The organism is uncultured Sphingomonas sp. (assembly GCF_937859915.1).
Lineage (GTDB): Bacteria > Pseudomonadota > Alphaproteobacteria > Sphingomonadales > Sphingomonadaceae > Solisphingomonas.
Genome location: NZ_CALMAW010000067.1, coordinates 12,631 through 32,490, shown reverse-complemented (window position 1 = coordinate 32,490; position 19,860 = coordinate 12,631). Strand labels below are relative to the sequence as shown.

At 68.5% G+C, this 19,860-nt stretch carries 27 protein-coding genes and 1 other RNA gene; 13 read left to right on the top strand and 15 right to left on the bottom strand.

Annotated elements, in window-relative coordinates; all coding sequences use genetic code 11:
• Nucleotides 1-132: 132 nt before the first annotated feature.
• Nucleotides 133-1,164 carry a phage shock protein operon transcriptional activator gene (gene pspF / locus Q0326_RS09390; RefSeq protein WP_298689480.1) on the bottom strand — a complete coding sequence of 344 codons (1,032 nt, stop codon included), beginning with the start codon at nucleotides 1,162-1,164 and terminating at the stop codon, nucleotides 133-135.
• 343 nt (nucleotides 1,165-1,507) lie between these two features.
• Here pspF and pspA point away from each other — a divergent pair, with 343 nt between their 5' ends.
• From pspA to Q0326_RS09345, 9 genes are all read left to right on the top strand, one after another.
• Nucleotides 1,508-2,191, top strand: coding sequence for a phage shock protein PspA (pspA, locus tag Q0326_RS09385; protein WP_298689478.1), 684 nt, complete (start codon nucleotides 1,508-1,510; stop codon nucleotides 2,189-2,191).
• Nucleotides 2,192-2,194: 3 nt separating this feature from the next.
• A complete protein-coding gene (gene pspB / locus Q0326_RS09380; protein WP_298689476.1) occupies nucleotides 2,195-2,488 on the top strand; it encodes an envelope stress response membrane protein PspB in 294 nt (97 codons plus the stop codon).
• A gap of 26 nt (nucleotides 2,489-2,514) precedes the next feature.
• A complete protein-coding gene (pspC, locus tag Q0326_RS09375; protein ID WP_298689474.1) occupies nucleotides 2,515-2,898 on the top strand; it encodes an envelope stress response membrane protein PspC in 384 nt (127 codons plus the stop codon).
• Between the two features lie 27 nt (nucleotides 2,899-2,925).
• Complete coding sequence (locus Q0326_RS09370; protein WP_298689472.1) at nucleotides 2,926-3,240, top strand: hypothetical protein; 315 nt, start codon at nucleotides 2,926-2,928, stop codon at nucleotides 3,238-3,240.
• A gap of 12 nt (nucleotides 3,241-3,252) precedes the next feature.
• Complete coding sequence (locus Q0326_RS09365; protein WP_298689470.1) at nucleotides 3,253-3,516, top strand: hypothetical protein; 264 nt, start codon at nucleotides 3,253-3,255, stop codon at nucleotides 3,514-3,516.
• Nucleotides 3,517-3,545: 29 nt separating this feature from the next.
• Nucleotides 3,546-3,812 carry a hypothetical protein gene (locus Q0326_RS09360; protein WP_298689468.1) on the top strand — a complete coding sequence of 89 codons (267 nt, stop codon included), beginning with the start codon at nucleotides 3,546-3,548 and terminating at the stop codon, nucleotides 3,810-3,812.
• 49 nt (nucleotides 3,813-3,861) lie between these two features.
• Entirely contained in the window at nucleotides 3,862-4,095 is a 234-nt protein-coding gene (locus Q0326_RS09355) for a hypothetical protein (RefSeq protein ID WP_298689466.1), read from the top strand.
• A gap of 187 nt (nucleotides 4,096-4,282) precedes the next feature.
• Complete coding sequence (locus tag Q0326_RS09350; RefSeq protein ID WP_298689464.1) at nucleotides 4,283-4,696, top strand: SufE family protein; 414 nt, start codon at nucleotides 4,283-4,285, stop codon at nucleotides 4,694-4,696.
• Nucleotides 4,696-5,121, top strand: a complete 426-nt coding sequence (locus Q0326_RS09345; protein ID WP_298689462.1) for a hypothetical protein — start codon at nucleotides 4,696-4,698, stop codon at nucleotides 5,119-5,121. The genes Q0326_RS09350 and Q0326_RS09345 overlap by 1 nt, the downstream gene beginning before the upstream one ends.
• A gap of 80 nt (nucleotides 5,122-5,201) precedes the next feature.
• On the opposite strand, the gene Q0326_RS09340 is transcribed toward Q0326_RS09345, so the two are convergent.
• From Q0326_RS09340 to Q0326_RS09285, 12 genes are all read right to left on the bottom strand, one after another.
• On the bottom strand, nucleotides 5,202-5,531 hold the full coding sequence (locus tag Q0326_RS09340; protein ID WP_298689460.1) for a (2Fe-2S) ferredoxin domain-containing protein: 330 nt from the start codon (nucleotides 5,529-5,531) through the stop codon (nucleotides 5,202-5,204).
• On the bottom strand, nucleotides 5,528-6,064 hold the full coding sequence (locus Q0326_RS09335) for a J domain-containing protein (protein WP_298689458.1): 537 nt from the start codon (nucleotides 6,062-6,064) through the stop codon (nucleotides 5,528-5,530). The genes Q0326_RS09340 and Q0326_RS09335 overlap by 4 nt, the downstream gene beginning before the upstream one ends.
• Nucleotides 6,065-6,119: 55 nt before the next feature.
• On the bottom strand, nucleotides 6,120-6,779 hold the full coding sequence (locus Q0326_RS09330) for a YoaK family protein (protein ID WP_298689457.1): 660 nt from the start codon (nucleotides 6,777-6,779) through the stop codon (nucleotides 6,120-6,122).
• 45 nt (nucleotides 6,780-6,824) lie between these two features.
• An RNA gene (gene rnpB, locus Q0326_RS09325) (RNase P RNA component class A) lies at nucleotides 6,825-7,224 on the bottom strand.
• Between the two features lie 72 nt (nucleotides 7,225-7,296).
• The gene (locus Q0326_RS09320) at nucleotides 7,297-8,007 is read right to left on the bottom strand and encodes an N-acetylmuramoyl-L-alanine amidase (RefSeq protein ID WP_298689454.1); all 711 of its coding nucleotides are present in this window, start codon (nucleotides 8,005-8,007) and stop codon (nucleotides 7,297-7,299) included.
• A gap of 38 nt (nucleotides 8,008-8,045) precedes the next feature.
• Complete coding sequence (locus tag Q0326_RS09315; RefSeq protein WP_298689452.1) at nucleotides 8,046-8,882, bottom strand: protein-glutamate O-methyltransferase CheR; 837 nt, start codon at nucleotides 8,880-8,882, stop codon at nucleotides 8,046-8,048.
• 11 nt (nucleotides 8,883-8,893) lie between these two features.
• Complete coding sequence (gene cheB, locus Q0326_RS09310) at nucleotides 8,894-10,018, bottom strand: chemotaxis-specific protein-glutamate methyltransferase CheB (RefSeq protein WP_298689450.1); 1,125 nt, start codon at nucleotides 10,016-10,018, stop codon at nucleotides 8,894-8,896.
• 10 nt (nucleotides 10,019-10,028) lie between these two features.
• Nucleotides 10,029-10,394, bottom strand: a complete 366-nt coding sequence (locus Q0326_RS09305; protein WP_298689525.1) for a response regulator — start codon at nucleotides 10,392-10,394, stop codon at nucleotides 10,029-10,031.
• A 71-nt stretch (nucleotides 10,395-10,465) separates the two neighbouring features.
• Nucleotides 10,466-10,900 carry a chemotaxis protein CheW gene (locus tag Q0326_RS09300; RefSeq protein ID WP_298689448.1) on the bottom strand — a complete coding sequence of 145 codons (435 nt, stop codon included), beginning with the start codon at nucleotides 10,898-10,900 and terminating at the stop codon, nucleotides 10,466-10,468.
• A gap of 1 nt (nucleotide 10,901) precedes the next feature.
• Nucleotides 10,902-13,250 (bottom strand): chemotaxis protein CheA, encoded by a 2,349-nt coding sequence (locus tag Q0326_RS09295; protein WP_298689446.1) that lies wholly within the window; start codon nucleotides 13,248-13,250, stop codon nucleotides 10,902-10,904.
• A 190-nt stretch (nucleotides 13,251-13,440) separates the two neighbouring features.
• The gene (locus Q0326_RS09290; protein ID WP_298689444.1) at nucleotides 13,441-14,088 is read right to left on the bottom strand and encodes a histidine phosphotransferase family protein; all 648 of its coding nucleotides are present in this window, start codon (nucleotides 14,086-14,088) and stop codon (nucleotides 13,441-13,443) included.
• Between the two features lie 58 nt (nucleotides 14,089-14,146).
• Nucleotides 14,147-14,650, bottom strand: a complete 504-nt coding sequence (locus tag Q0326_RS09285) for a M67 family metallopeptidase (protein WP_298689442.1) — start codon at nucleotides 14,648-14,650, stop codon at nucleotides 14,147-14,149.
• A gap of 18 nt (nucleotides 14,651-14,668) precedes the next feature.
• Between Q0326_RS09285 and Q0326_RS09280 the strand changes: the two genes are divergently transcribed.
• The 4 genes from Q0326_RS09280 to mtgA all read left to right on the top strand — a co-directional run bounded on the left by Q0326_RS09280 (nucleotide 14,669) and on the right by mtgA (nucleotide 17,769).
• Nucleotides 14,669-15,625 carry an RluA family pseudouridine synthase gene (locus tag Q0326_RS09280; protein WP_298689440.1) on the top strand — a complete coding sequence of 319 codons (957 nt, stop codon included), beginning with the start codon at nucleotides 14,669-14,671 and terminating at the stop codon, nucleotides 15,623-15,625.
• 61 nt (nucleotides 15,626-15,686) lie between these two features.
• Complete coding sequence (rpoH, locus tag Q0326_RS09275) at nucleotides 15,687-16,610, top strand: RNA polymerase sigma factor RpoH (RefSeq protein ID WP_298689438.1); 924 nt, start codon at nucleotides 15,687-15,689, stop codon at nucleotides 16,608-16,610.
• Between the two features lie 132 nt (nucleotides 16,611-16,742).
• Complete coding sequence (locus tag Q0326_RS09270; protein WP_298689436.1) at nucleotides 16,743-16,868, top strand: hypothetical protein; 126 nt, start codon at nucleotides 16,743-16,745, stop codon at nucleotides 16,866-16,868.
• Nucleotides 16,869-17,061: 193 nt separating this feature from the next.
• Nucleotides 17,062-17,769, top strand: coding sequence for a monofunctional biosynthetic peptidoglycan transglycosylase (gene mtgA / locus Q0326_RS09265; RefSeq protein WP_298689523.1), 708 nt, complete (start codon nucleotides 17,062-17,064; stop codon nucleotides 17,767-17,769).
• Nucleotides 17,770-17,919: 150 nt separating this feature from the next.
• On the opposite strand, the gene Q0326_RS09260 is transcribed toward mtgA, so the two are convergent.
• Both Q0326_RS09260 and Q0326_RS09255 read right to left on the bottom strand, forming a co-directional pair.
• Nucleotides 17,920-18,240 carry a YbaB/EbfC family nucleoid-associated protein gene (locus Q0326_RS09260; RefSeq protein WP_298689434.1) on the bottom strand — a complete coding sequence of 107 codons (321 nt, stop codon included), beginning with the start codon at nucleotides 18,238-18,240 and terminating at the stop codon, nucleotides 17,920-17,922.
• The gene (locus Q0326_RS09255; RefSeq protein WP_298689432.1) at nucleotides 18,237-19,841 is read right to left on the bottom strand and encodes a DNA polymerase III subunit gamma/tau; all 1,605 of its coding nucleotides are present in this window, start codon (nucleotides 19,839-19,841) and stop codon (nucleotides 18,237-18,239) included. The genes Q0326_RS09260 and Q0326_RS09255 overlap by 4 nt, the downstream gene beginning before the upstream one ends.
• Nucleotides 19,842-19,860 lie beyond the last annotated feature (19 nt).

Genomic DNA, 19,860 nt, shown 5'->3' with positions numbered 1-19,860 from the left:
CGACTTCGCTCGGGACGGACGGCGGGTGGTGGTCGCAAACCTTCACGCCCGTTCGCACTGAGCGCAGTCGAGGCGCGTGTTGCAGGCGCCGCGCTCGCGGCATGTCCTTCGGCTTCGCTCAGGGCGAGCGGGTTAGGAGGCTGCCGCCTTCTCGAGCAGATTGTGCCGCCTCAGCGCATGGCGGAGCTGGTCGTAGCTGAGTGCCAGCGCCGCCGCGGTGGTGCGCTGGTTGAAGCGGCAGCGCTTGAGCGCGGCCTCCAGCAGCTGCTTCTCATAGGCGTCGCAGGCCGCACGCAGGTCGCTGACGTCGGCATGCTCGACCACCGCGATGGTCTGCGCGGGGCCGGGCTCGGCGGTCATCGCCGGCTTGGCGCCCTGCCCCTGCGGCCGCCAGGGCGAGGCGAAGGGGTCGAACTCGATCGAGTCGATCGCGCGATCGGGCGCGTCCCAGCGATAGACCGCGCGCTCGACGACGTTGCGCAGCTCGCGGACGTTGCCCGGCCAGTCATAGCCGACCAGCATCGCCATCGCCTTGGCGGCGAAGCCTGGAAATTGCGGCCAGTCGAGCTCGGCGGCCATCCGCCGGGCGAAATGGTCGGCGAGCACGGGAATGTCGCCCTCGCGGTGGCGCAGCGGCGGCAGGGTGATGACCTCGAACGACAGCCGGTCGAGCAGGTCGGCACGGAATCGCCCCTGGTCGACCAGCGCGGGCAGATGCTCGTTGGTTGCCGCGACGATCCGCACGTCGACGCGAATCGCCTTGGACGAGCCGATCCGCGTCACCTCGCCATATTCGACCGCGCGGAGCAGCCGCTCCTGCGCGCCCGACGACAAAGTCGCGAGCTCGTCGAGGAACAGCGTGCCCCCGTCGGCCTCCTCGAAGCGGCCGACGCGCGCCTTGGTGGCCCCAGTGAACGCGCCGGACTCATGGCCGAACAGCTCCGCTTCGATCAGCGTCTCGGGCATCGCCGCGCAATTGAGCGTGACCAGCGAGCCGGCCCAGCGCGGCGACAGCCGGTGCAGCCGTTCGGCGATCAGCTCCTTGCCGGTGCCGCGCTCGCCGATCACCAGCACCGGCCGGTTGAGCGCCGCCGCTCTGCTCGCGCGCTCGACCGCATCGAGGAAGGCGGTCGATTCGCCGATGAATTTGGTGTCGCGATCCATGGCGGCGGAAATGGGACTATTCGCCAACATTTGGCAAGTGTGACGTTCTTATGTCGCGTGCGAGCGACGGAAAACCCCGGAAACCAGGGACTTCCGAATTTGGCACGGCATCTGCAAGGCTCTTTCCGTCACCGCTCCGGCGGTCCACACGTTCAGGCACGGAGACACGCCATGTCCTATGTTTACGCAACGGAGCGCAGCCCGGTCACCGCCGCGCTGGTCACCCTGTTCGCGACGGCCGCCTGCCTCGCCGCCGCGGTCGGTCCGGCGCTGGCCTGACCGACCGGTCCGGGCGGTCCCCCTCCCGCCCGGCCATCCCCACTCGTTTCACTGGAGCACAACAATGGGCATTTTCTCCCGCACCCGAGACATCATCGCCGCCAACGTCACCGACCTGCTCGACAAGGCGGAGGACCCCGCCAAGATGATCCGCATGATCGTCATGGAGATGGAGGAGACGCTGATCGAGGTTCGCGCCTCCGCCGCGCGCACGATCGCCGACCAGAAGGAGATGCGCCGCCACATCGCCAAGCTCGACAAGCTCCAGGAGAATTGGACCGAGAAGGCCGAGCTCGCGCTCTCGAAGAATCGCGAGGACCTCGCCAAGGCGGCGCTGCTCGAGAAGCAGAAGGCCGGTGACATGGCCGACCGCCTCCGCGAGGAGATCGGCGTGCTCGACGATGCGCTCGGCGCGTCCGAGGCGGACATCACCAAGCTGCAGACCAAGCTGCGCGAGGCGCGCGCCCGCCAGAGCTCGATCGTCGCGCGGCTGGAAAGCGCGCACAACCGCTACAAGCTGCGCGAGATGACCAACGGCCCCAAGATCGACGAGGCGTTCGCACGCTTCGAGACGCTCGAGCGCCGCGTCGACTTCGCGGAAGGAAGGGCGGATGCCGCCGGCATGGGCGCCGCCCCCAAGACGCTCGAGGAGGAGATTGCGGATCTGCGCTCGTCCGACAAGGTCGATGCCGAGCTCGAGGCGCTCAAAGCCCGGATGGGCCGCGCCTCCGCCAGCCAGGAGGGCTGATCCATGGAGGACGTCTTCCTCCCGATCATGATCTGCGGGATGCTCTTCATCGGGCTCCCCTGGATCGGGCTCCACTATATCAGCCAGTGGCGGCGGGCCCGCGGCCTCTCGATGGAGGACGAAAACCTCCTCGACGGCCTGCATGATCTCGCCCGCCGGCTCGATGAGCGGCTTGCCACGATCGAACGCATCGTTGCCGCCGACGACCCCAATTGGCGCCCCTCCGTCCCCGATCGCAGCGAGCGCACACCGCGCGGAATGGGCCGCGACGCCGACGACTGGCAGGGCCGCGCCTGACCGCAATCGCATAGGGAGTAACGTCCATGTCCGCTCGCTACACCAAATTCTACCTCGACAAGCGCAACGCCAAATGGCTCGGCGTCTGCTCCGGGATCGCCGATTATACAGGGCTCGACGTCACCATGGTCCGTGTCGCCGCGGTGCTGCTCACCGTGATCGGCGGCTTCCCCTGGACGCTGATCGCCTATTGGGTGACCAACTGGCTGGCCGCCGACAAGCCGCTCGAGTTCGAGGACATGAGCCGCGAGGATCAGCGCTTCTGGCAGAAGGCGCGCGTCACACCCGGCAACAGCGTCCGCGACGTCCGCTCGAGCTTTCGCGACATCGACCGTCGCCTCAGCGACCTCGAAGTCTATTATACCAGCCACAACCGTCGCCTCGCCGACGAGATCGACAGCCTGCGCTAAAGACGCGGGACGATAAGGGGACAGACTATGTCGAATGTTGCCGATCTCATCGTACCGCTCGTCGCCTTCCCGACGATGTTCATCGCCCCCGCCTGGGTGATCGTGACCCGGATGAAGATCAAGAACGGCTATCCGCTGGGCACGCGCTGGGGCGAGCCGATCTATCCCCATTCGTCCGACGTGGCGGAGGAGCGGGTGCGCTTGGTCACGCAGGAGAATGCGCAACTCCGTGCCGAACTCGGTGCGGTCAAGGACAGGCTCGTCACGATCGAGCGCATCGTTACCGATGGCGCCTACCGTCTCGACCGCGAGATCGAGACGCTGCGCGGCCCGGTAAACTAAGGGGAATTCATCATGGACATCGGCATCCTCGTTCCCATCATCGCGGTCTCGATCCCGATCGTGGCCCTCGCCCGCCGCCCGTTCGAGGCATGGATCGCCGCCAAGGAGCGGATGGCGCAGGCCTCGACCGACGCCACCGCCGAGAAGGCCGCGCAATATGCCGCCAAGACCGAGCGGCTCGAACAGCGCGTCGCCGTGCTCGAGCGCATCCTCACCGATCGCTCGACCAATCTTGCCGACGAGATCGACCGGCTGCGCGATAGCCCGCTCAACTGAGCGCCACCCCGAGCTTAAGGAGACCTGCGATGCACCACGGAGAATGGATGGTCGTCATCATCATCGGGATGGTGCTGGCCACGCGGCTCTACCGCGATCGCTGCGGCATCGGCGGCCGAAACGTCCGCCCCCGTTTCGACGCGATGCCGCCCCGCCCGTCCGACGACGCCGAGGCCCGCCAGCTGCGCGACGAGGTCCGCTCGCTGAAAGAGCGGATCGCGGTGCTCGAGCGGATCGCCACCGACCATTCGACGTCGCTCGACCGCGAGATCGAATCGTTGCGCGACCGGCCCTGAGGGCACGACCTCGGCCCGCGCCGACCCCACCGCCCCAAGGAGAGATGCGATGACCGACATCCTTCCGCTGCTCACCGTCTCGATCGCCGGCCTTGCCGGCCTGGCGATGCTGACCAGCGCGAGCCTCGCCGGCTGGCGCGGCTGGCTCGACCTCAAGCGCCATGCGCTGGTCAGCGAGCCCGACCTGCCCCGCCCCACCAGCGCCGGCGCGCGCATCGAACTCGCCGACCTGCGCGAGCGCATCCGCAAGCTGGAAGCGATCGCGGCCGGGATCGATCTTTAGGCGTCCTTGCCTCTCTCTCCCCGTCATTCCCGCGAAGGCGGGAATCCATATACGCCGCGTTCGACTGAGGAGCGCTGCGTCTATGGATCCCGGATCAAGTCCGGGATGACGAAGGCGGAGGGAGGCCAGGCAGATGTCGGACGCTCCGCCCTTCCGTCCAACCGCCCCCCCTGCTAATCGCACTTCCATGGCCACCACCCTCGACGCCGTCCGCGACGAATATGAATTTCTCGACGCCGACGATCGCTACCGCCTGCTGATCGATCTCGGCCGCGAGCTCGAGCCGATGCCCGAGGCGCTCAAGACCGACGCGACGCTGGTCCGCGGCTGCTCGGCCTCGGTGTGGGTCTATCCGACGCATCCCGCGGACGGCCGGCTGCACTTCCTCGCCGACTCGAACGCGGCGATCACCAAGGGCATCATCGCGCTGGTGCTCAAGACCGTGCAGGACCGGCCCGCGACCGAAATCGCCGCCGCCGACATCGAGGGCGCGCTCGCGCCGTTCGATCTCAAGAACCAGCTCAGCTCCAACCGCACGCAGGGCATCCCCAACATGATCGCGCTGATCCGCGACACCGCGGCGCGCTACGCCGCGGCGTGATGGTGCGGAAGCGCCTGCTCCTGGCGCTCGGCGCCGCGCTGCTGCTGGGCGGCAGCGCGGTTGCCGCCAAGCCCGCGGCAAGGCCGCCGGCAAAGACCTATCCGACCGGCGCGTTCGTCGTTGCCGGCCACGCGCTCAAGCCGACCGACATCCTCGACGCGCGCGCCATCCCCGACATGGCGGGTAAGCCCTCGCTGATGGTGACGCTGGCATCGGCTGCGGTCACCGCGATCGCGCCGCCGGCCGACGGCACGATCGCCTGCGCGCTCGACGGCAAGCCGCTCGGGACAAGCCCGGCGGGTGCGCTGGGCAGCGACCATGTACTCCAACTCTCGGGCGACTTCGGCGACTATGCGGCGACCGCCGCGCTGGCGCGCCGCATCTCGGGCCGCGATCCGCTGCCCGACGCCGAGAGCGACGAATAAGCCCCCACCCCGTTCGTCCCGCGCGAACTCGAAGGACATGCGCCAAGCGCACCGCGCCCGACCTGGAACCTCGCCTGCGCTCAGTGCGAACGGGTGTCTTCTGGTCTTAAATCCACCAACAGCCCCAGCCGCTCGATCACCTGCCCCTCGGGCGTTCCCGCCTCGATCAGCTGCCACTGCCCGGGATGCGCGGCATCGACCGTCACCACCGCGCCCTTGGGGCAGATGCCGAGGCATTTCGTCTCGATCACGCCGAACGCCGCCTTGCGCTTCTTGCCGCCGCCGAACTTGCGCAGCAGCTTGACCAGCGACGTCTCGCGCTTCTCACCGAACCCGCCGCCCAGCTTCTTCGAGCATTTGCCGCACACCAACACCGTCTTCGACCAATGCGACCGGACCAGCGTCTTCATGCGATGCCCTGGCGCCGCTCCTCGGCGGTGCGCAGCACCTCCCACGCCGCCTGGACTTTGCGGAAGCGCTCGGCGGCCGCCGCGTCGCCCGGCTTGACGTCGGGATGGTTGGCTTTGGCGAGCCGGCGCCACGCCGCCTTGGCTTCGTCCATCGTCGCATCGCTCTCGAGCTCGAGCGCGTCGAAGGCGCGCATCTCGTCGCGCGAGCGGCTGCCGTCGCCGGGCCCCGCCCAGGCATTGTGCGACGATTCGCGGTAGCCCGCCGAAGTCCGCCGCTCGTCTGCTTCGCGCGCGACGGCCTCCTCGGCGGACAGGCCCTGGAAATAGTCCCAATTGCGATTGTACTCGCCGGCATGCTCTTCGCAGAAATACCAGCGTTCGGGGCTGTTGGGCGATTTGGGGGCTGGCCGGTCGCCGGGCTTGTCGCAGCCGTGGCGGTCGCACAGCCGCACGCGCGCCGCCGCGGTCTCGCTGCCGTAGCTGCGCCAGCGGGGAAAGCCCCAGTCGTCGGATCGCGTCTGCCGTCTCGTCATCCTGCCCCATCTAGGGTGCGGCAGGGGATTAGGCGACTGCGCGCGCGGATATTTTTCAGGCGCGCCTGCGGCCAGTCAGCATAAGGTCGACGAGGCCGAGCACCGCCAGTGCTGCGACCGGGACGAGCAGCACCGCGGCGCCCCAGCGCAGCTGGCCGATCGCGCCCAGCATCCCGCCGGCGAGCAGCGCGAGCCACATGATCGCATAGCGCAGCACGTCGCGCGCGCGGCTCCCGCCGCCGTCGCGCCCGAGCCCGGCGAGCGCGACGCCGAGCTTGACCAGCGTGCCGGTCGCATAGGTGGTGCCGGGGCTGGCGCCGCCATTGTGCAGCGTGACGATGTTGGCGAGCCCCATCGCCACCGGCAGCAGGATCACGCCCAGCATCGGCCGCAGCGTGCCCAGACCCGCATAGGCGAGCGCGAGCAGCGCCGCCTCGACGAGCAGGAGTGCGCCCGCCGCGCGCGCCCCTGCCGCCTCGACGATCAGCGTGCCCAGCGTCGCGCCGCCGACGAACAAAGCGATAAGCCCGATCGGCATCAGTGCGGCCGCATAGTCGTGATAGGCGAGCAGCTGGCCGAGCTGAGTCGTATTGCCGCTCATATAGGAGACGAAATAGCGGCTGGTCTCGCCGAGGCCGACGACGTCGACGCAACCGGCGATCGCCAGCAGCAGCAGGACGGTGGCGTTGCGGTCCGGCGTCGGGCTTTCGAGCATCGCCGCCCCTGCTAGGGCATGAGTCCGCAAAAGCCAAAGGGGGAAAATGCCAGAGGGTCTGTAAGCCGGGTTCTGTCCACCCCGGACCGAAATCCGGGGATGGGCGACCATTCCTCTAGGACGGCGATCGCTCGCCGCCTCCAGCAACCAACCCGGATCGCGAGGCGGAAGCGGCCCCTGAACCCGAAGGTTCGTGCGATCCCTATTCGGTTTTGCTCCCGGTGGGGTTTGCCGTGCCGCCCCTGTTACCAGGGGCGCGGTGCGCTCTTACCGCACCGTTTCGCCCTTACCCTGGCCCCAGAGACCTGGTTGCAGGGCGGTTTGTTTTCTGTGGCACTGTCCCTGGGGTCGCCCCCGCCGGGCGTTACCCGGCACCGTACTTTCCGTGGAGCCCGGACTTTCCTCGCCCCCGCTTGCGCGAGGCCGCGGCCGCCCGACCCTCTGACGCGAGGGGCGTTAGCGGAAGGGGCGCGACGAAGAAAGCCAAAACCCGTTCGTGCTGACGAACGGAGGATGCTCACCCCGCCCCCGCCCGCAATGCCGCGCCCTTGTCGCCGCCGGTCAGCAGCGAGAGCAGGATCGCGCGGCACTGGCCGTCGATCACCGCATCCAGATTGGCGGGTCGAAAACGGCGCTGGAAGGCACGGACCGCGGCCTCCTGGTCGACGATGTCGTAGCCGAAGCGTTCGAGCGCGAGCAGGAAGCCGGCATCGGTCCAATGCGGGTCGGTCAGATATTCCTCGGGGCGCGGCAGCGCGAGCCGAAGCTTGGCCAGCCGCTCCCAGTCGAACAGCTCGCCCGGATCCTCCTTGCGCGACGGCGCGATGTCCGAATGGCCGACGATGTTGCCGCGGGTGATGCCGTAGCGCGGCACGATGCCCATCATCAGCGTGATCAGCGCCGCCATCTGCTCCTCGGCGAACGGCCGATAGCCGAACTCATGTCCGGGATTGACCAGCTCGATGCCGATGCTCGCCGAGTTGATGTCGGTGAGCCCGCGCCAATAGCTGCGCCCGGCATGCCACGCCCGCTTGTCCTCCTCGACCAGGCAGATCACCTGCCCGTCCTCGGCGATCATATAATGCGCCGAGACCTTGGCCTCGGGATCGGTCAGCCTACGGAAGGCGGACTGTGCATCCTGCATGCCGGTATAGTGGAGCACGACCATCGAGACGGGCAGCGTGCGCTCGTCGAAATTGGGCGAGGGGCAATCGATCATGGCAGCCATGACCCTGCCTCGCCCCCTGGGCCGGCGCCGTCAAGCCGTCAGCGCAGCGTGCTGCCCTGGCTGGCGATCGGACCGCTGCCGTCGCGGCGCTTGCGGTAGCAGCCGCGGCATTCATAATCGGAGACGAAGCGGTCGGTCTGGCCGATCACGGTCTCGCCCGCGCCGAGCATCAGCAGCCCGTCGTCGGGCATCGCGCTCGCGATCCGGCCGAACACCAGCCCGCGGACGTCGGCCGAGAAATAGAGCAGGACGTTGCGGCACAGCACCGCATCGAACAGCCCCGCCGGCGGCACGCCGAGCAGATTGTGGACGCGGAACCGCACCTTGTCGCGCAAGCCGCTCGACACCTGCCACTCGTCGCCCTGCTGATCGAAACAGCGGAGCATCTGCGCCACCGGCAGCCCGCGCTGGATCTCGAACTGCGAATAGCGACCGGCGCGCGCCCGCGCGACCGCGGTCGGCGAAAGATCGGTCGCGACGATCTCGATCGACCAGTCGGCCCAATGGTCCGGCCGATTGGCGAAGATCATCGCCAGCGTATAGGCCTCCTGGCCGGTCGAGCATCCCGCCGACCAGATCCGCAAGCGCTTGGTGTCCGCGCGCGCGGTATGAAGCCGCTGCAGCCCGAGCGTCTCGAACTGCCGGAAGGCGGCGAGATCGCGGAAGAAGAAGGTCTCGTGATTGAGCAACGCCTCGATCGCCGCGTCGGCCAGTACGGGCTCGGCGCCCGAGACGATGCGGCCGACGAGCGTGTCGAGCGTCGCGATCTCATGCTGGAGCAGCAGCGGCCGCAGCGCGGTCTCGATCCGCCAGCGGCGGCCGACCGACAGCTGCTGCCCGGTGCGCGCGGTGAGCAGACCGGCGAGGACGCGCACCGCGCCGTCGCTTATCTCCACGGCGCCAGACGCGCGGCGCGCCCCTCCACCCGCTCGACGATGCGCGCGGCAATCTGCGCGGGCGACGCGATGGTGGCGGCAAGCCCGGCCTTGGCGACGCTGCCGGGCATTCCCCAGACCACCGACGTCGCGCGGTTCTGCACCGCGACCTCGCCGCCCGCCTCGACCAGCGCCCGCGCGCCGATCATGCCGTCGCGGCCCATGCCGCTCAGCACGACCGCGAAGGCGCGCTCGGCATAGACCTGCGCCACCGAGGCCAGCATCGGATCGACCGACGGCATGCAGGCCGACGGCGCCGGATCGCGATTGAGCAGGATCCGCGGGCAACCGCCGATCATGCCGACGGTGATGTGCGCGTCGCCGGGCGCGATCAGCAATTGACCAGGCAAAAGGCTCATTCCTTCGCGCGCGACGGTTGCGGGACGGCCGGTGATCGTGCTCATCTGATCGGCGAAATAGGGCATGAACGACGCCGGCAGATGCTGCGTTACCAGGATCGGCATGTCGCAGCTCGGCGGCAGCGCCGCGAACAGCGCCGACAGCGCGTGCAAACCGCCGGTCGAGGCACCGATCGCCAGGCAGTCGATGACGCCCGGTACCGGCTGGCGCATCGCCGGCAGGTCGAGCTCGGGTCGCGCGGCGGGTGCGACCTCGCGGACGACGGCGCGGTCCGGCACGCGGCTGTCGCCACCGATGCGGCGCAGCTTGTCGACCAGATCGAGGCGGAAGTGATCGGCGAAGCCCCCGGCGACGGGCTTTTCCAGCGTGTCCGCCGCACCCAGCGTCATCGCGCGCACGCATGCCTCGGCGCCCACGCCCGCCGACGCCGAGACGATCAGCACGCGCGCACCGCGCCCGCGCTTGAGAATCTCGGGTAGCGCGGCGAAGCCGTCCATGCCGGGCATGGCGAGGTCGAGCAGCACGATGTCGACCGTGGTCGCATCAAGCCGCGCCAGTGCCTGCGCGGCGCTGCTCGCGGTGGCGACGATCTCGAAGTCGGGAAGCGGCGAGAGGATCGTCTGGAAGACCGACCGTGCGACGATCGAATCGTCGACGATCATCAGCCGGATCGGGCGGGTCTCGAGCTTCCGTCCGTAACTCTGGTGGACGGGCATCGGGCGCGTATCAGGCGACGCCGACCAGCTCGAACTTGCTCTGCAGCGTCTCGCGGTCGAAGGGCTTCATGACATATTCGTCGGCGCCCGCGTCGATCGCGGCGCGGATGTGCGCGATGCCGTTCTCGGTGGTGCAGAAGATCACCTTGGGGCGCTGCGGGAGCGCTTCCTGGCCAAGCGCGCGCAGAAATTCGATCCCGCTCATCACCGGCATGTTCCAGTCGAGCAGCACCACGTCGGGCGTGCCGACGCGGCAGGCGTCGAGCGCCTCCTGCCCGTCGCCGGCTTCGGAAACGGTGAAATCGAGCGTCTCGAGGATATGCCGAGCGACCTTCCGGATCACCTTCGAGTCATCGACAACCAGACACGTCTTCATCATCTCTTCCTCGATGCAACACGATGGTGAGACCGCCATAGCCATGGCGGGGTAAGCACGACGTTAACGGCTCAGGCGGCGAGCACCGCGGGCCCGGCCACGATCCGCGCGGGATCGAGTTCGAGCAGCGCCTTGCCATTATGCTCGACCAGACCGAGCGCGGCGTGCGCCCAGCCGCGCGACAGGCCGGCGTGGAGCAGATCGGGCTCGCTGGCGATCGCGGCGACATCGACCACCTCGTCGACGAGCAGGCCGTAGAGATGGTGGTCGATCGTCACCACCACCGCCTGCAATATGCCCTCGCGCGGCGAGTGGCCGATCTCGAGCGCGGCATAGGTGTCGATGATCGTCAACACCCGACTGCGCAGCGCCGCGAGCCCCGCGATGTGCGGCGCGGCGAGCGGGACGCGGGTGATCGCCTCGACCTCGACGACCGATTCGATAAGGCTGGTGGCGATCGCGACCTCTTGGTCGGCGATGCGCGCGATGAGTTTGAGCGAGTCCATCTCAGCGCCCCCCCTGCGCGGCGACGAGCGCGGCGATCAGCCCGCTGCGATCATAGCGATAGACGCTGCCCGAGGCGGCATGATCCTCGTCCGCGGTGGCCCGCAGCCGGATGACGGGCGCGTGCGATACGGGCGGGCCGCTCTCGCGCTCGGCCGACAGGATCATCACCGCGGCGGCCTGGTCGTCGGGATCGCCGCTATAGGCGACGCGGTATCCGGCCTGCTCGACGATCGGCCGCAGCACGTCGCGCATCCACGGATCGTCGCGGTCGAACAGGCACAGCGGGCGTTCGGCCGCACCGAGCCCCGCGCCGGCCTGCGCGAACAGCCAGAAACAGTCGATCAGCTCGACCTGCATCTCACCGACCAGCAGCACCCCCGCGATCGGTCCCGGCGTCGAGGCCGGCAGGCAGTCGGGCGACAGCGCGTGGATGTCGACGACCTCACGGATGGCGTAGGCGATCTCGCTCGATCCGTCGCCGAGCAGCAGCACGCGGACGCAGTCATATTTATCGGGCACGACCGCCTCGCAGCCGAACAATGGCACGATGCGGCCGTCGTGCGACAGCCGCAACCGCCCGCCGACATTCGCGACCGCGGTCGACGGGACGTCCTCGATCCGCTCGACCAGGCCGAGCCGGATCGCCCGGACCGCGCCGTCGACCGCGCGGAACAGCAAGGTCGGTATCGTCTCGATCACCGCCTCGGGAACATCGGACTTGGCAGACATAGAGGCGTCGGGCGCCTGGACCCCGGCGATGTGCGCGACGCCGGCAGGATTGATCAGCAGCATCGGCCGGCCATTGTCAGGCAGCGTCGTGCCGGCATAGATTCCCGTCGCCATGATCGCGGGCGCGGCGGGCTTGACCACCAGCTCCTCGTGATCCTGCACGCTGTCGACGAGCAGCGCATAGCGCTCGCCGCTCGAGGCGCGCACCACGACGAGGATCGCCCGCGCCGGATCGATATAGCTGTCGATGCCGAGCAGCGCGTCGAGCGCCACGACCGGCACGCGCTCGCCGCGGATCCGCGCGACCGGTGAATTGCCGACGCGCTCGACCACCACCGAACCGCCGCTGGCGCGGACGATCTCGTCGATCGCACCGCGCGGGATCGCGAACAGCTCGGCGCCGACCGAAAAGGTCAGTGCCGGGATGATCGTCAGCGTCATCGGCACACGCAGCGTCAGCCGGCAGCCACGACCGGGCTGGGTGTCGATGTCGACGGTGCCGCCGATGCGTTCGACATTGGCGCGCACGACGTCCATGCCGACGCCGCGACCCGAGATCGCGGTGACCGCCGTCGCGGTCGACAGCCCGGCCGAGAAGATCAGCTCGAGCCGTTCGGTCCGTGTCATCGTCGCGGCGCGCTCGCGGGCGATCAGCCCGGCGCCGATCGCCTTCTGGACCAGCCGCTCGTCGTCGATGCCGCCGCCGTCGTCGGCGACTTCGATCAGGATCTGGTTGCCCGACTGACGCGCCAGCACGCGCAGCGTGCCCGACGCCGGCTTGCCCGCGGCCTGACGCTCCGCGGGCAGCTCGATGCCATGATCGATCGCGTTGCGGACGATGTGGGTGAGCGGATCGCGGATCATCTCGATCATCTCGCGGTCGAGTTCGACGTCGCCGCCGTCGACGGCCAGCAGCACCTGCTTGGCAAGATCGGCCGAGAGATCGCGGACCATCCGCGGCAGCGCCGAGAACAGCCCGTCGATCCGCTGCATGCGGGTCCGCGTGATCGATTCGCGCATCTCTGCGACGCAGGTCGACAAGCGCTCGAACGCGGCGTCGATGCTGCCGTCGTTACCGCGATCGCGCAGCCGTCGCGACAGTTCGTTGCGCGCGAGCACCATGTCGGAGACTCCCGCCATCATCCGGTCGAGCAGTTCGACGGGCAGGCGGATGCTGCGCGCGGGCGCACGCGGCCCCGCTTGCGGTTGGGGCTGGGCATGCGCCGATGCCGGTGCCGCCTCGTCGGGATCGTTTCCGGGCTCCAGCGCGAGGATCAGCGCATCGTCGCCGCCTTCGGGGTAGGGCTCGCCCGCGGCGAGCGCCTCGACCAGTTCACCGATCCGGTCGATGATGCAGAGCACCCCGCTGACCAGCGCCTTGTCAGGCCGGCGCGAGCCCTCGCGAACCTCGGCGAGCGCACCTTCGGCGGCGTGGCTGAGCCGCTCGAGCCGCGGCAGGTCGAGGAAGCCGCAGCTGCCCTTCACGGTGTGGACGAAGCGGAAGATGCTGTCCAACCGCGCGCGGTCGTCGGGCGCAAGCTCCCACGCGACGATCTCGCTGGCCAAAGGCTCCAGCGTCTCGCGCGTCTCGGCGATGAATTCCCCCAGAAGTTCGTCCATCGGTCCCGGTCCAATACTGTACCGGGACGCTATCGGGCAGATTTGGTTAAGAAGCCGTTTGTGGCGTTGATGGCGCTCGCTTTCCCAACGGAAGCCGGGTCCCAGGCGTCAGCGCGCTCTCCTGACGCCGCGCTCGCCCCACGCTCCGGGCTAAGCCGGCCCCCGCCGGGCGACCGAACAGGCCTCCGCCTCAGCCGGTCGTTGGCAGCGCCGCGCCGAGGAGGAGCACGCCGTCCTCCGGCTCGGAGATCATCACGCTGCCGCCGCGCTCATTGGCGACGTGCCAGATCAGCCACGCGGCCGAGGCGCGCGGGGTCAGCGCGTCCTGCGCGGTGCCGCCGGTCAGGGCGGTGCGCAATTCGGGGTCGAGCACGATCCGCGGCCCTTCGGCGCGCACCACGATCTCGGTCGAGTTGGCGCCATTCTCGACGCCGACGTCGAGCCGGCCGCCGCGGACCAGCGCGTCGCCGCCGATCAGCGCGAGGTTGAGCAGGATCTTGATCGCGGCCTTGCCGAGCGTCGCATCGCCGACCATCCAGCCGACCTGGATCCGCCGATCGCCGCCAAACAGCCCCTCGATCGCCGCGCGCACCTCGCGCGTATCGACCGAATCGCCGAAGCCGCCCGCCGCCCCGAAGGCGAGCCGGAAGAATTTAAGCTTGTTCGCCGACGCCCGCGCGCTTTCGGCAAGCAGATCGAGGCAGCGTGCGCGCATCTCGGGATCATGCTCGTCGGCGAGCAGCTCGATGCCATTGTTGAGCGCGCCGACCGGCGAGAGCAGGTCGTGGCAAAGTCGCGAACAGAGCAGGCTCGCAAACTCGATGCCGTCTGCCGCCATATCCCCGTCCTCTTATCATCACGCGCCTGAACAGCCGCCCTTGTGGCGATTCGAACCCTCAAGCGCAACCGCTTGTCAGCGGATCGACGACGAGCCGCACCGGTTCAAAGGCGTTTTGCACGATCCCGCCCGGCCGCTCGCGCCACAGCCGCACCGCGCCGGCCGCCGCGATCAGCCACAGCCGGCCGGGTCGATCCGCCATCGCCGCGTCGCGCGCCGACGGCCGAGGCGAGCCATTGGGATGCGAATGATAATGGCCGAGGATGCGCGCGCCGCCGGCCCGCTCGGCGCGGATCGCGGCGAACAGGGATGTCGGGTCGATCTCGAAGCTGCGCGCGGGATCGGCGGCGACATTCGCGGTGGCGCGCACCGCCCCCACCCGTTCGTCCCGCGCGACGTCGAGGGACCCGGAGGATAGGTCGGGACCTGCGCTTCGACGTCGCTCGGCACGAACCGGGTCGCAGGGTTCCCCCAATAGCAATCCGCACACCTCGCGCCCCGGCGCGCGCGCCGCGTCGGCCAGGATCGCCTCGATCAGAGCGCTTGCAATCCGCACGTCCATAGCCACATCCGCTAGCGGATGATCCGGGGGTTTTCCAATATCGATGCCTGCGTGCCGGCGGATGCCGACGGCTGGCGGCTGGATCGCGCGCTCACCGCGGCGATTCCCGATCTGTCGCGCGAACGCGTCAAGGCGTTGATCGCCGCAGGCGCGGTCGCCCGCGCCGACGGCAGCCCGGTCCGCGAGGCCTCCGCCAAGACCAGCGCCGGATCGCTGTTCGTCGTCACCGTACCCGACGCGGTGCCCGCCGAGGCGCAGGCCGAGGACATCGCGCTGGTCGTCGCCTATGAAGATGCGCATCTGATCGTCGTCGACAAACCGGCCGGCCTCGTCGTCCACCCGGCGGCGGGCAATCTCGACGGCACGCTGGTCAACGCGCTGCTCCATCACTGCGCGGGGCAGCTGTCGGGGATCGGCGGCGTCGCCCGGCCCGGCATTGTCCACCGGATCGACAAGGACACGTCGGGGCTGATCGTCGCCGCCAAGCACGACCGGGCGCATGAAGGTCTCGCGGTCCAGTTCGCGGCGCACAGCATCGACCGGCGCTACAAGGCGATCGTATCGGGCGTGCCGCTGCGGCTGAGCGGCACGGTCGACGCCCCGCTGGCGCGCGCGCCGACCGACCGCAAGAAGATGGCGATCGTCAACGCGCCCCATGCACGCCGCGCTGTAACCCATTGGACGTTGGAGACGAAGTTACGCAAGGCGGCGCTGATCGAATGCCGGTTGGAGACCGGTCGGACGCATCAGGTCCGCGTCCATATGGAGTCGATCGGACATCCTTTGCTCGGCGATCCGGTCTATGGGCGCGCCCGTCAGGGGCACTCTTCGCTGCTGAGAGAGTTGGGCTTTGCGAGACAGGCGTTGCACGCCGCCCATCTGGGTTTCGTCCACCCCGTGACAAGCCAGACTATCTCACTGCAAAGCAGCATTCCTGACGATATGCAGCGCTTGTTAAGCGAGCTTCATGTATAAAGGTTGCAAGTTGGAACGGACTTCCGAGTCGAACCGTTCTACAGTTCTGGGAGACACTATCATGGCCACTGCCAAGAGAACCTCAGGCGCCCGCACTCCCGCGACCATTCCGGCGCTGGGCGGTGAGCAGAGCCTCAACCGCTACATGTCGGAAATCCGCCGCTTTCCGATCCTCGCGCCCGAGGAAGAATATATGCTCGCCAAACGCTTTCAGGAGCATGGCGACACCGAGGCCGCATCCAAGCTGGTCACCTCGCATCTGCGCCTCGTCGCCAAGATCGCGATGGGCTATCGCGGCTACGGCCTGCCCACCTCGGAGCTGATCTCGGAGGGCAATATCGGGCTGATGCAGGGCGTCAAAAAGTTCGAGCCCGAGCGCGGCTTCCGGCTGGCGACCTATGCGATGTGGTGGATCCGCGCCTCGATCCAGGAATATATCCTGCGCTCGTGGAGCCTGGTGAAGATGGGCACCACCGCAGCGCAGAAGAAGCTGTTCTTCAACCTGCGCCGGATGAAGAGCCGGCTCGACGCGTTCGAGGACGGCGATCTGCGCCCCGAGCATGTCGCCAAGATCGCGCATGACCTCGGCGTTACGGCCGAGGAAGTGACCTCGATGAACCGCCGCATGTCGATGGGCGGCGACTCGTCGCTCAACGCGCCGATGCGCGAGGATGGCGACGGGACGTGGCAGGACTGGCTCGTCGACAACGGCCCGCTACAGGACGAACTGCTCGCCGAGGACGAGGAGAAGGGCCAGCGCCATCAGCTGCTGACCGAGGCGATGGACGATCTCAACGACCGCGAGAAGCACATTCTCGCCGAGCGCCGGCTCGCGGACGATCCCAAGACGCTCGAGGAGCTGTCGCAGGTCTATGGCGTCTCGCGCGAACGCGTCCGCCAGATCGAGGTGCGCGCGTTCGACAAGCTGCAGAAGGCGATGATCCGCCTGGCCGGCGGCAAGGGTCTGCTGCCCGCGATGGCCTGATCTCTCCGGCGACGTACTCAAGGGGCGTCCACCGTGCGGTGGGCGCCCCTTTCTGTTGCGGTTAACGCGATCGCAGCTTTGCTGCGATAGCGCCGCGGCAGACCACCGCCGGCTCCACCACGGGACGATCCAATGAAAGCCATTGCCTGCGTGCTCCTGTTCAGCGGCTTCGCGACGATCATGATCGTCATGTCGCAGAACACCTCGTCGGCGCCGCCCAGGATCGCAGGCCCCGAATGGATCCACGCGCACCTTTGAGCTGACCGGCCGGCGCGTTCGGCGCGCCGACGGCCCCCCTCCGAGGCTGCGACCGCCGGTCTGTCCGGACACCAATTCGAGCCTCGATCGCCTGGCCGCCAGACGGCCGGCCGAGAGCCATCGAACGCGGCACATGCCCGCCACGACGATGGGGGATTGTCGCCGGGGCCTGCCGCCCGCTAGCGTCGCGTCGATGCACGTCACCGCACCCCGCCGCCGCGTCACGCTCGGCCGCCTGTTCCGCTGGATTTTCAAGGCCCTCGTCGCCTTCGTCCTGCTGTCCGTGCTGTGGGTCGCGCTCTACCGCGTCGTCCCGCCGCCGGTAACCTTCACGATGGTCGCCAATGCGATCGACGGGCGCGGCATCGACAAGGATTGGATGCCGTTGTCGCGGATCGATCCCGACGTCGCGCGCGCCGCGATCGGTGCCGAAGACGCGCGCTTCTGTTCGCACCACGGCTTCGATTTCGGCGCGATCGAGCAGGCGATGCAGCATAACGAACATGCCAGGCGCATCCACGGCGGCTCAACGATCAGCCAGCAGACCGCGAAGAACGTCTTCCTCTGGCAAGGCCGCTCCTACCTGCGCAAGGCGCTGGAGGCGTGGTTCACGCTGCTGATCGAGACGATCTGGGGCAAGCACCGGATCATGGAAATGTATCTCAACGTGGCCGAGACCGGGATCGGCACCTATGGGGTCGACGCCGGCGCGCTCCGCTACTTCCATCATGATGCCAGCCGGATGAGCCCGACCGAGGCGGCCCGGCTGGTCGCGGTTTTCCCGCTGCCCAAGGTGCGCGGCGCGGTGGCTCCGGTGGGCGCGGTGCGCCGCTATGGCAATCGCATCGCAGCCCGGATCGGCACGGTCCAGCGGGGCGGCTATGATCGCTGCGTCCGATGATGCGCCACCGCCGCCGTACGCCGCTTGGCAGCGGGCCGACGTATAGGAGGCGCTAGACGCCCGCGCCGCGCCGAACCTGTCGAAAATCATGTTTCCGGAGGGCTCGGGACACCCGCCGGCGCGTCGACGGGTGCAGTGTGCCGCGACCCCTTAGAACGGCAGTTTAAAGCCCGGCGGCAGCGGCAGGCCCGCCGTCATCTTGCTCATTTCCGCGCCGCTGACCGCATCGGCCTTGCTGCGCGCATCGTTGAACGCCGCCGCGATCAGATCCTCTAGCATCTGCTTTTCGGACAGTTCCATCAGGCTGTCGTCGATCGCGATCCCGGTGACACGACCCTTGGCGGTCGCCTTCACCGTGACCAGCCCACCGCCCGCGACACCCTCGACCTCGACGCTGTCGAGATTGGCCTGCGCTTTGCCGAGCTGATCCTGCACATTTTGCGCAGCTTTCATAAGATCTTCGAGGTTCATGTCATACTCCGTTGTTCTTCAATGATTTGCGCACCCGGAAACGCCGCCATCGCGGCGGCGACGACGGGATGATCCCGAACCGCGCGGCGGTCATCCTCGATCGCCGCGAGTTCCTGCTTGCGCAGCGTCGGCGCCCCCGGTGAATCCGCCATCGTCACCTTCCAGTCGATCGGAAAGATGTCGTTCAAGGCCTTGGCGATATTCCCGTCGATGGGCCGTTCGGGGTGCAGCACAAGTTCGGGCGGCGCGTATCGGACGAGGCTGGCATGGTCGTGCAATTGCTGCGCGAGATGGGCATGCCGTCGCTCTATTCCCTCGATAAGTCCCGCGAAGCTCTCGGGCGCTTGCACCAGCGCCACGGGTGCGGGCGCCGCGGCACCCGGAGCGCCGGTCGGCGTGGCCGCCATCGCCGGTCCGCTGGCGTCGACCGGCATCGGCTCGCCCGACTGCAGCCGTCGCAGCAGTTCGGCCGGATCGGGCAGCTGGCTGGCGTGGACGACGCGGAGCAGCCCCATTTCGGCGGCCTCGATCGGCATCGCGCTGGTCTCGATCTCGGTCAGCCCCTTGAGCAGCAGCTGCCACAGCCGGTGCAGCGTCGCATGACCAAGCGTTCCCGCCCATTCCGCCAGCGCCTCGCGCTCCTCGGCCGACTGCGCGGGATCGGGCACGCCGCCGGCCTTGGCGCGCGTGACGCCGTGCACCGCCTCGAGCAGGCCGCGGAAGAGTGCCGCGGGCTCGACGCCCAGCGCGTGCTGCTCGGCGAGCGCCGCCAGCACCGCAGGCGCATCGCCCGACAGCAGCAGCGCGAACAGCCGCCTGACCGCACCGCGATCGGAGAGCCCCAGCATCTCGCGAACCTGCGCCGCGGTAACGCCCGTCGAATCGACGCCGGCATGCGCGATCGCCTGATCGAGGATCGACAATCCATCGCGCGCCGAGCCTTCCGCCGCCCGCGCGATCAGCGCGAGCGCCTCGGGCTCGGCCGAGACCTGTTCCGCGGCAACGACATGCGCGAAATGGCCGGCGAGCAGCTCGGCCGAGATCCGTCTGAGGTCGAAGCGCTGGCACCGCGACAGCACCGTCACCGGAACCTTGTTGACCTCGGTCGTCGCGAACAGGAATTTAACGTGGGCAGGGGGTTCTTCCAGCGTCTTGAGAAGCGCGTTGAACGCGTTCTTAGACAGCATGTGAACTTCGTCGATGATGTAGATCTTGTAGCGCGCGGAGACTGCGGCATAGCGTACCGCCTCGATGATCTCGCGCACGTCGTCGACACCGGTGTGGCTGGCGGCATCCATTTCGATCACGTCGATGTGGCGGCCCTCGGCGATCGCGACGCACGGCTCGCAGAGTCCGCAGGGATCGATCGTGGGGCCGCCCTGCCCGTCGGGCCCGATGCAGTTGAGCGCCTTGGCGATCAGCCGCGCGGTCGAGGTCTTGCCGACCCCACGCACGCCGGTCATCAGGAAGGCATGCGCCAGCCGTCCGCGGCGGATCGCATTGCCGAGCGTCTGCACCATCGCATCCTGGCCGATCAGCTCGCCGAAGCGCTGCGGCCGGTATTTGCGTGCGAGCACGCGATAGGGGGTGGATTCGGTCATCGGGGATAGACTAGCCGGA

Excerpts from the sequence above, each read along its gene's own strand:
- pspF (WP_298689480.1), bottom strand. The coding sequence starts at position 1,164 with ATGGATCGCGACACCAAATTCATCGGCGAATCGACCGCCTTCCTCGAT.
- pspA (WP_298689478.1), top strand. The coding sequence starts at position 1,508 with ATGGGCATTTTCTCCCGCACCCGAGACATCATCGCCGCCAACGTCACC.
- pspB (WP_298689476.1), top strand. The coding sequence starts at position 2,195 with ATGGAGGACGTCTTCCTCCCGATCATGATCTGCGGGATGCTCTTCATC.
- pspC (WP_298689474.1), top strand. The coding sequence starts at position 2,515 with ATGTCCGCTCGCTACACCAAATTCTACCTCGACAAGCGCAACGCCAAA.
- Q0326_RS09370 (WP_298689472.1), top strand. The coding sequence starts at position 2,926 with ATGTCGAATGTTGCCGATCTCATCGTACCGCTCGTCGCCTTCCCGACG.
- Q0326_RS09365 (WP_298689470.1), top strand. The coding sequence starts at position 3,253 with ATGGACATCGGCATCCTCGTTCCCATCATCGCGGTCTCGATCCCGATC.
- Q0326_RS09360 (WP_298689468.1), top strand. The coding sequence starts at position 3,546 with ATGCACCACGGAGAATGGATGGTCGTCATCATCATCGGGATGGTGCTG.
- Q0326_RS09355 (WP_298689466.1), top strand. The coding sequence starts at position 3,862 with ATGACCGACATCCTTCCGCTGCTCACCGTCTCGATCGCCGGCCTTGCC.
- Q0326_RS09350 (WP_298689464.1), top strand. The coding sequence starts at position 4,283 with ATGGCCACCACCCTCGACGCCGTCCGCGACGAATATGAATTTCTCGAC.
- Q0326_RS09345 (WP_298689462.1), top strand. The coding sequence starts at position 4,696 with ATGGTGCGGAAGCGCCTGCTCCTGGCGCTCGGCGCCGCGCTGCTGCTG.
- Q0326_RS09340 (WP_298689460.1), bottom strand. The coding sequence starts at position 5,531 with ATGAAGACGCTGGTCCGGTCGCATTGGTCGAAGACGGTGTTGGTGTGC.
- Q0326_RS09335 (WP_298689458.1), bottom strand. The coding sequence starts at position 6,064 with ATGACGAGACGGCAGACGCGATCCGACGACTGGGGCTTTCCCCGCTGG.
- Q0326_RS09330 (WP_298689457.1), bottom strand. The coding sequence starts at position 6,779 with ATGCTCGAAAGCCCGACGCCGGACCGCAACGCCACCGTCCTGCTGCTG.
- Q0326_RS09320 (WP_298689454.1), bottom strand. The coding sequence starts at position 8,007 with ATGGCTGCCATGATCGATTGCCCCTCGCCCAATTTCGACGAGCGCACG.
- cheB (WP_298689450.1), bottom strand. The coding sequence starts at position 10,018 with ATGCCCGTCCACCAGAGTTACGGACGGAAGCTCGAGACCCGCCCGATC.
- Q0326_RS09305 (WP_298689525.1), bottom strand. The coding sequence starts at position 10,394 with ATGAAGACGTGTCTGGTTGTCGATGACTCGAAGGTGATCCGGAAGGTC.
- Q0326_RS09300 (WP_298689448.1), bottom strand. The coding sequence starts at position 10,900 with ATGGACTCGCTCAAACTCATCGCGCGCATCGCCGACCAAGAGGTCGCG.
- Q0326_RS09295 (WP_298689446.1), bottom strand. The coding sequence starts at position 13,250 with ATGGACGAACTTCTGGGGGAATTCATCGCCGAGACGCGCGAGACGCTG.
- Q0326_RS09290 (WP_298689444.1), bottom strand. The coding sequence starts at position 14,088 with ATGGCGGCAGACGGCATCGAGTTTGCGAGCCTGCTCTGTTCGCGACTT.
- Q0326_RS09285 (WP_298689442.1), bottom strand. The coding sequence starts at position 14,650 with ATGGACGTGCGGATTGCAAGCGCTCTGATCGAGGCGATCCTGGCCGAC.
- Q0326_RS09280 (WP_298689440.1), top strand. The coding sequence starts at position 14,669 with ATGATCCGGGGGTTTTCCAATATCGATGCCTGCGTGCCGGCGGATGCC.
- rpoH (WP_298689438.1), top strand. The coding sequence starts at position 15,687 with ATGGCCACTGCCAAGAGAACCTCAGGCGCCCGCACTCCCGCGACCATT.
- Q0326_RS09270 (WP_298689436.1), top strand. The coding sequence starts at position 16,743 with ATGAAAGCCATTGCCTGCGTGCTCCTGTTCAGCGGCTTCGCGACGATC.
- mtgA (WP_298689523.1), top strand. The coding sequence starts at position 17,062 with ATGCACGTCACCGCACCCCGCCGCCGCGTCACGCTCGGCCGCCTGTTC.
- Q0326_RS09260 (WP_298689434.1), bottom strand. The coding sequence starts at position 18,240 with ATGAACCTCGAAGATCTTATGAAAGCTGCGCAAAATGTGCAGGATCAG.
- Q0326_RS09255 (WP_298689432.1), bottom strand. The coding sequence starts at position 19,841 with ATGACCGAATCCACCCCCTATCGCGTGCTCGCACGCAAATACCGGCCG.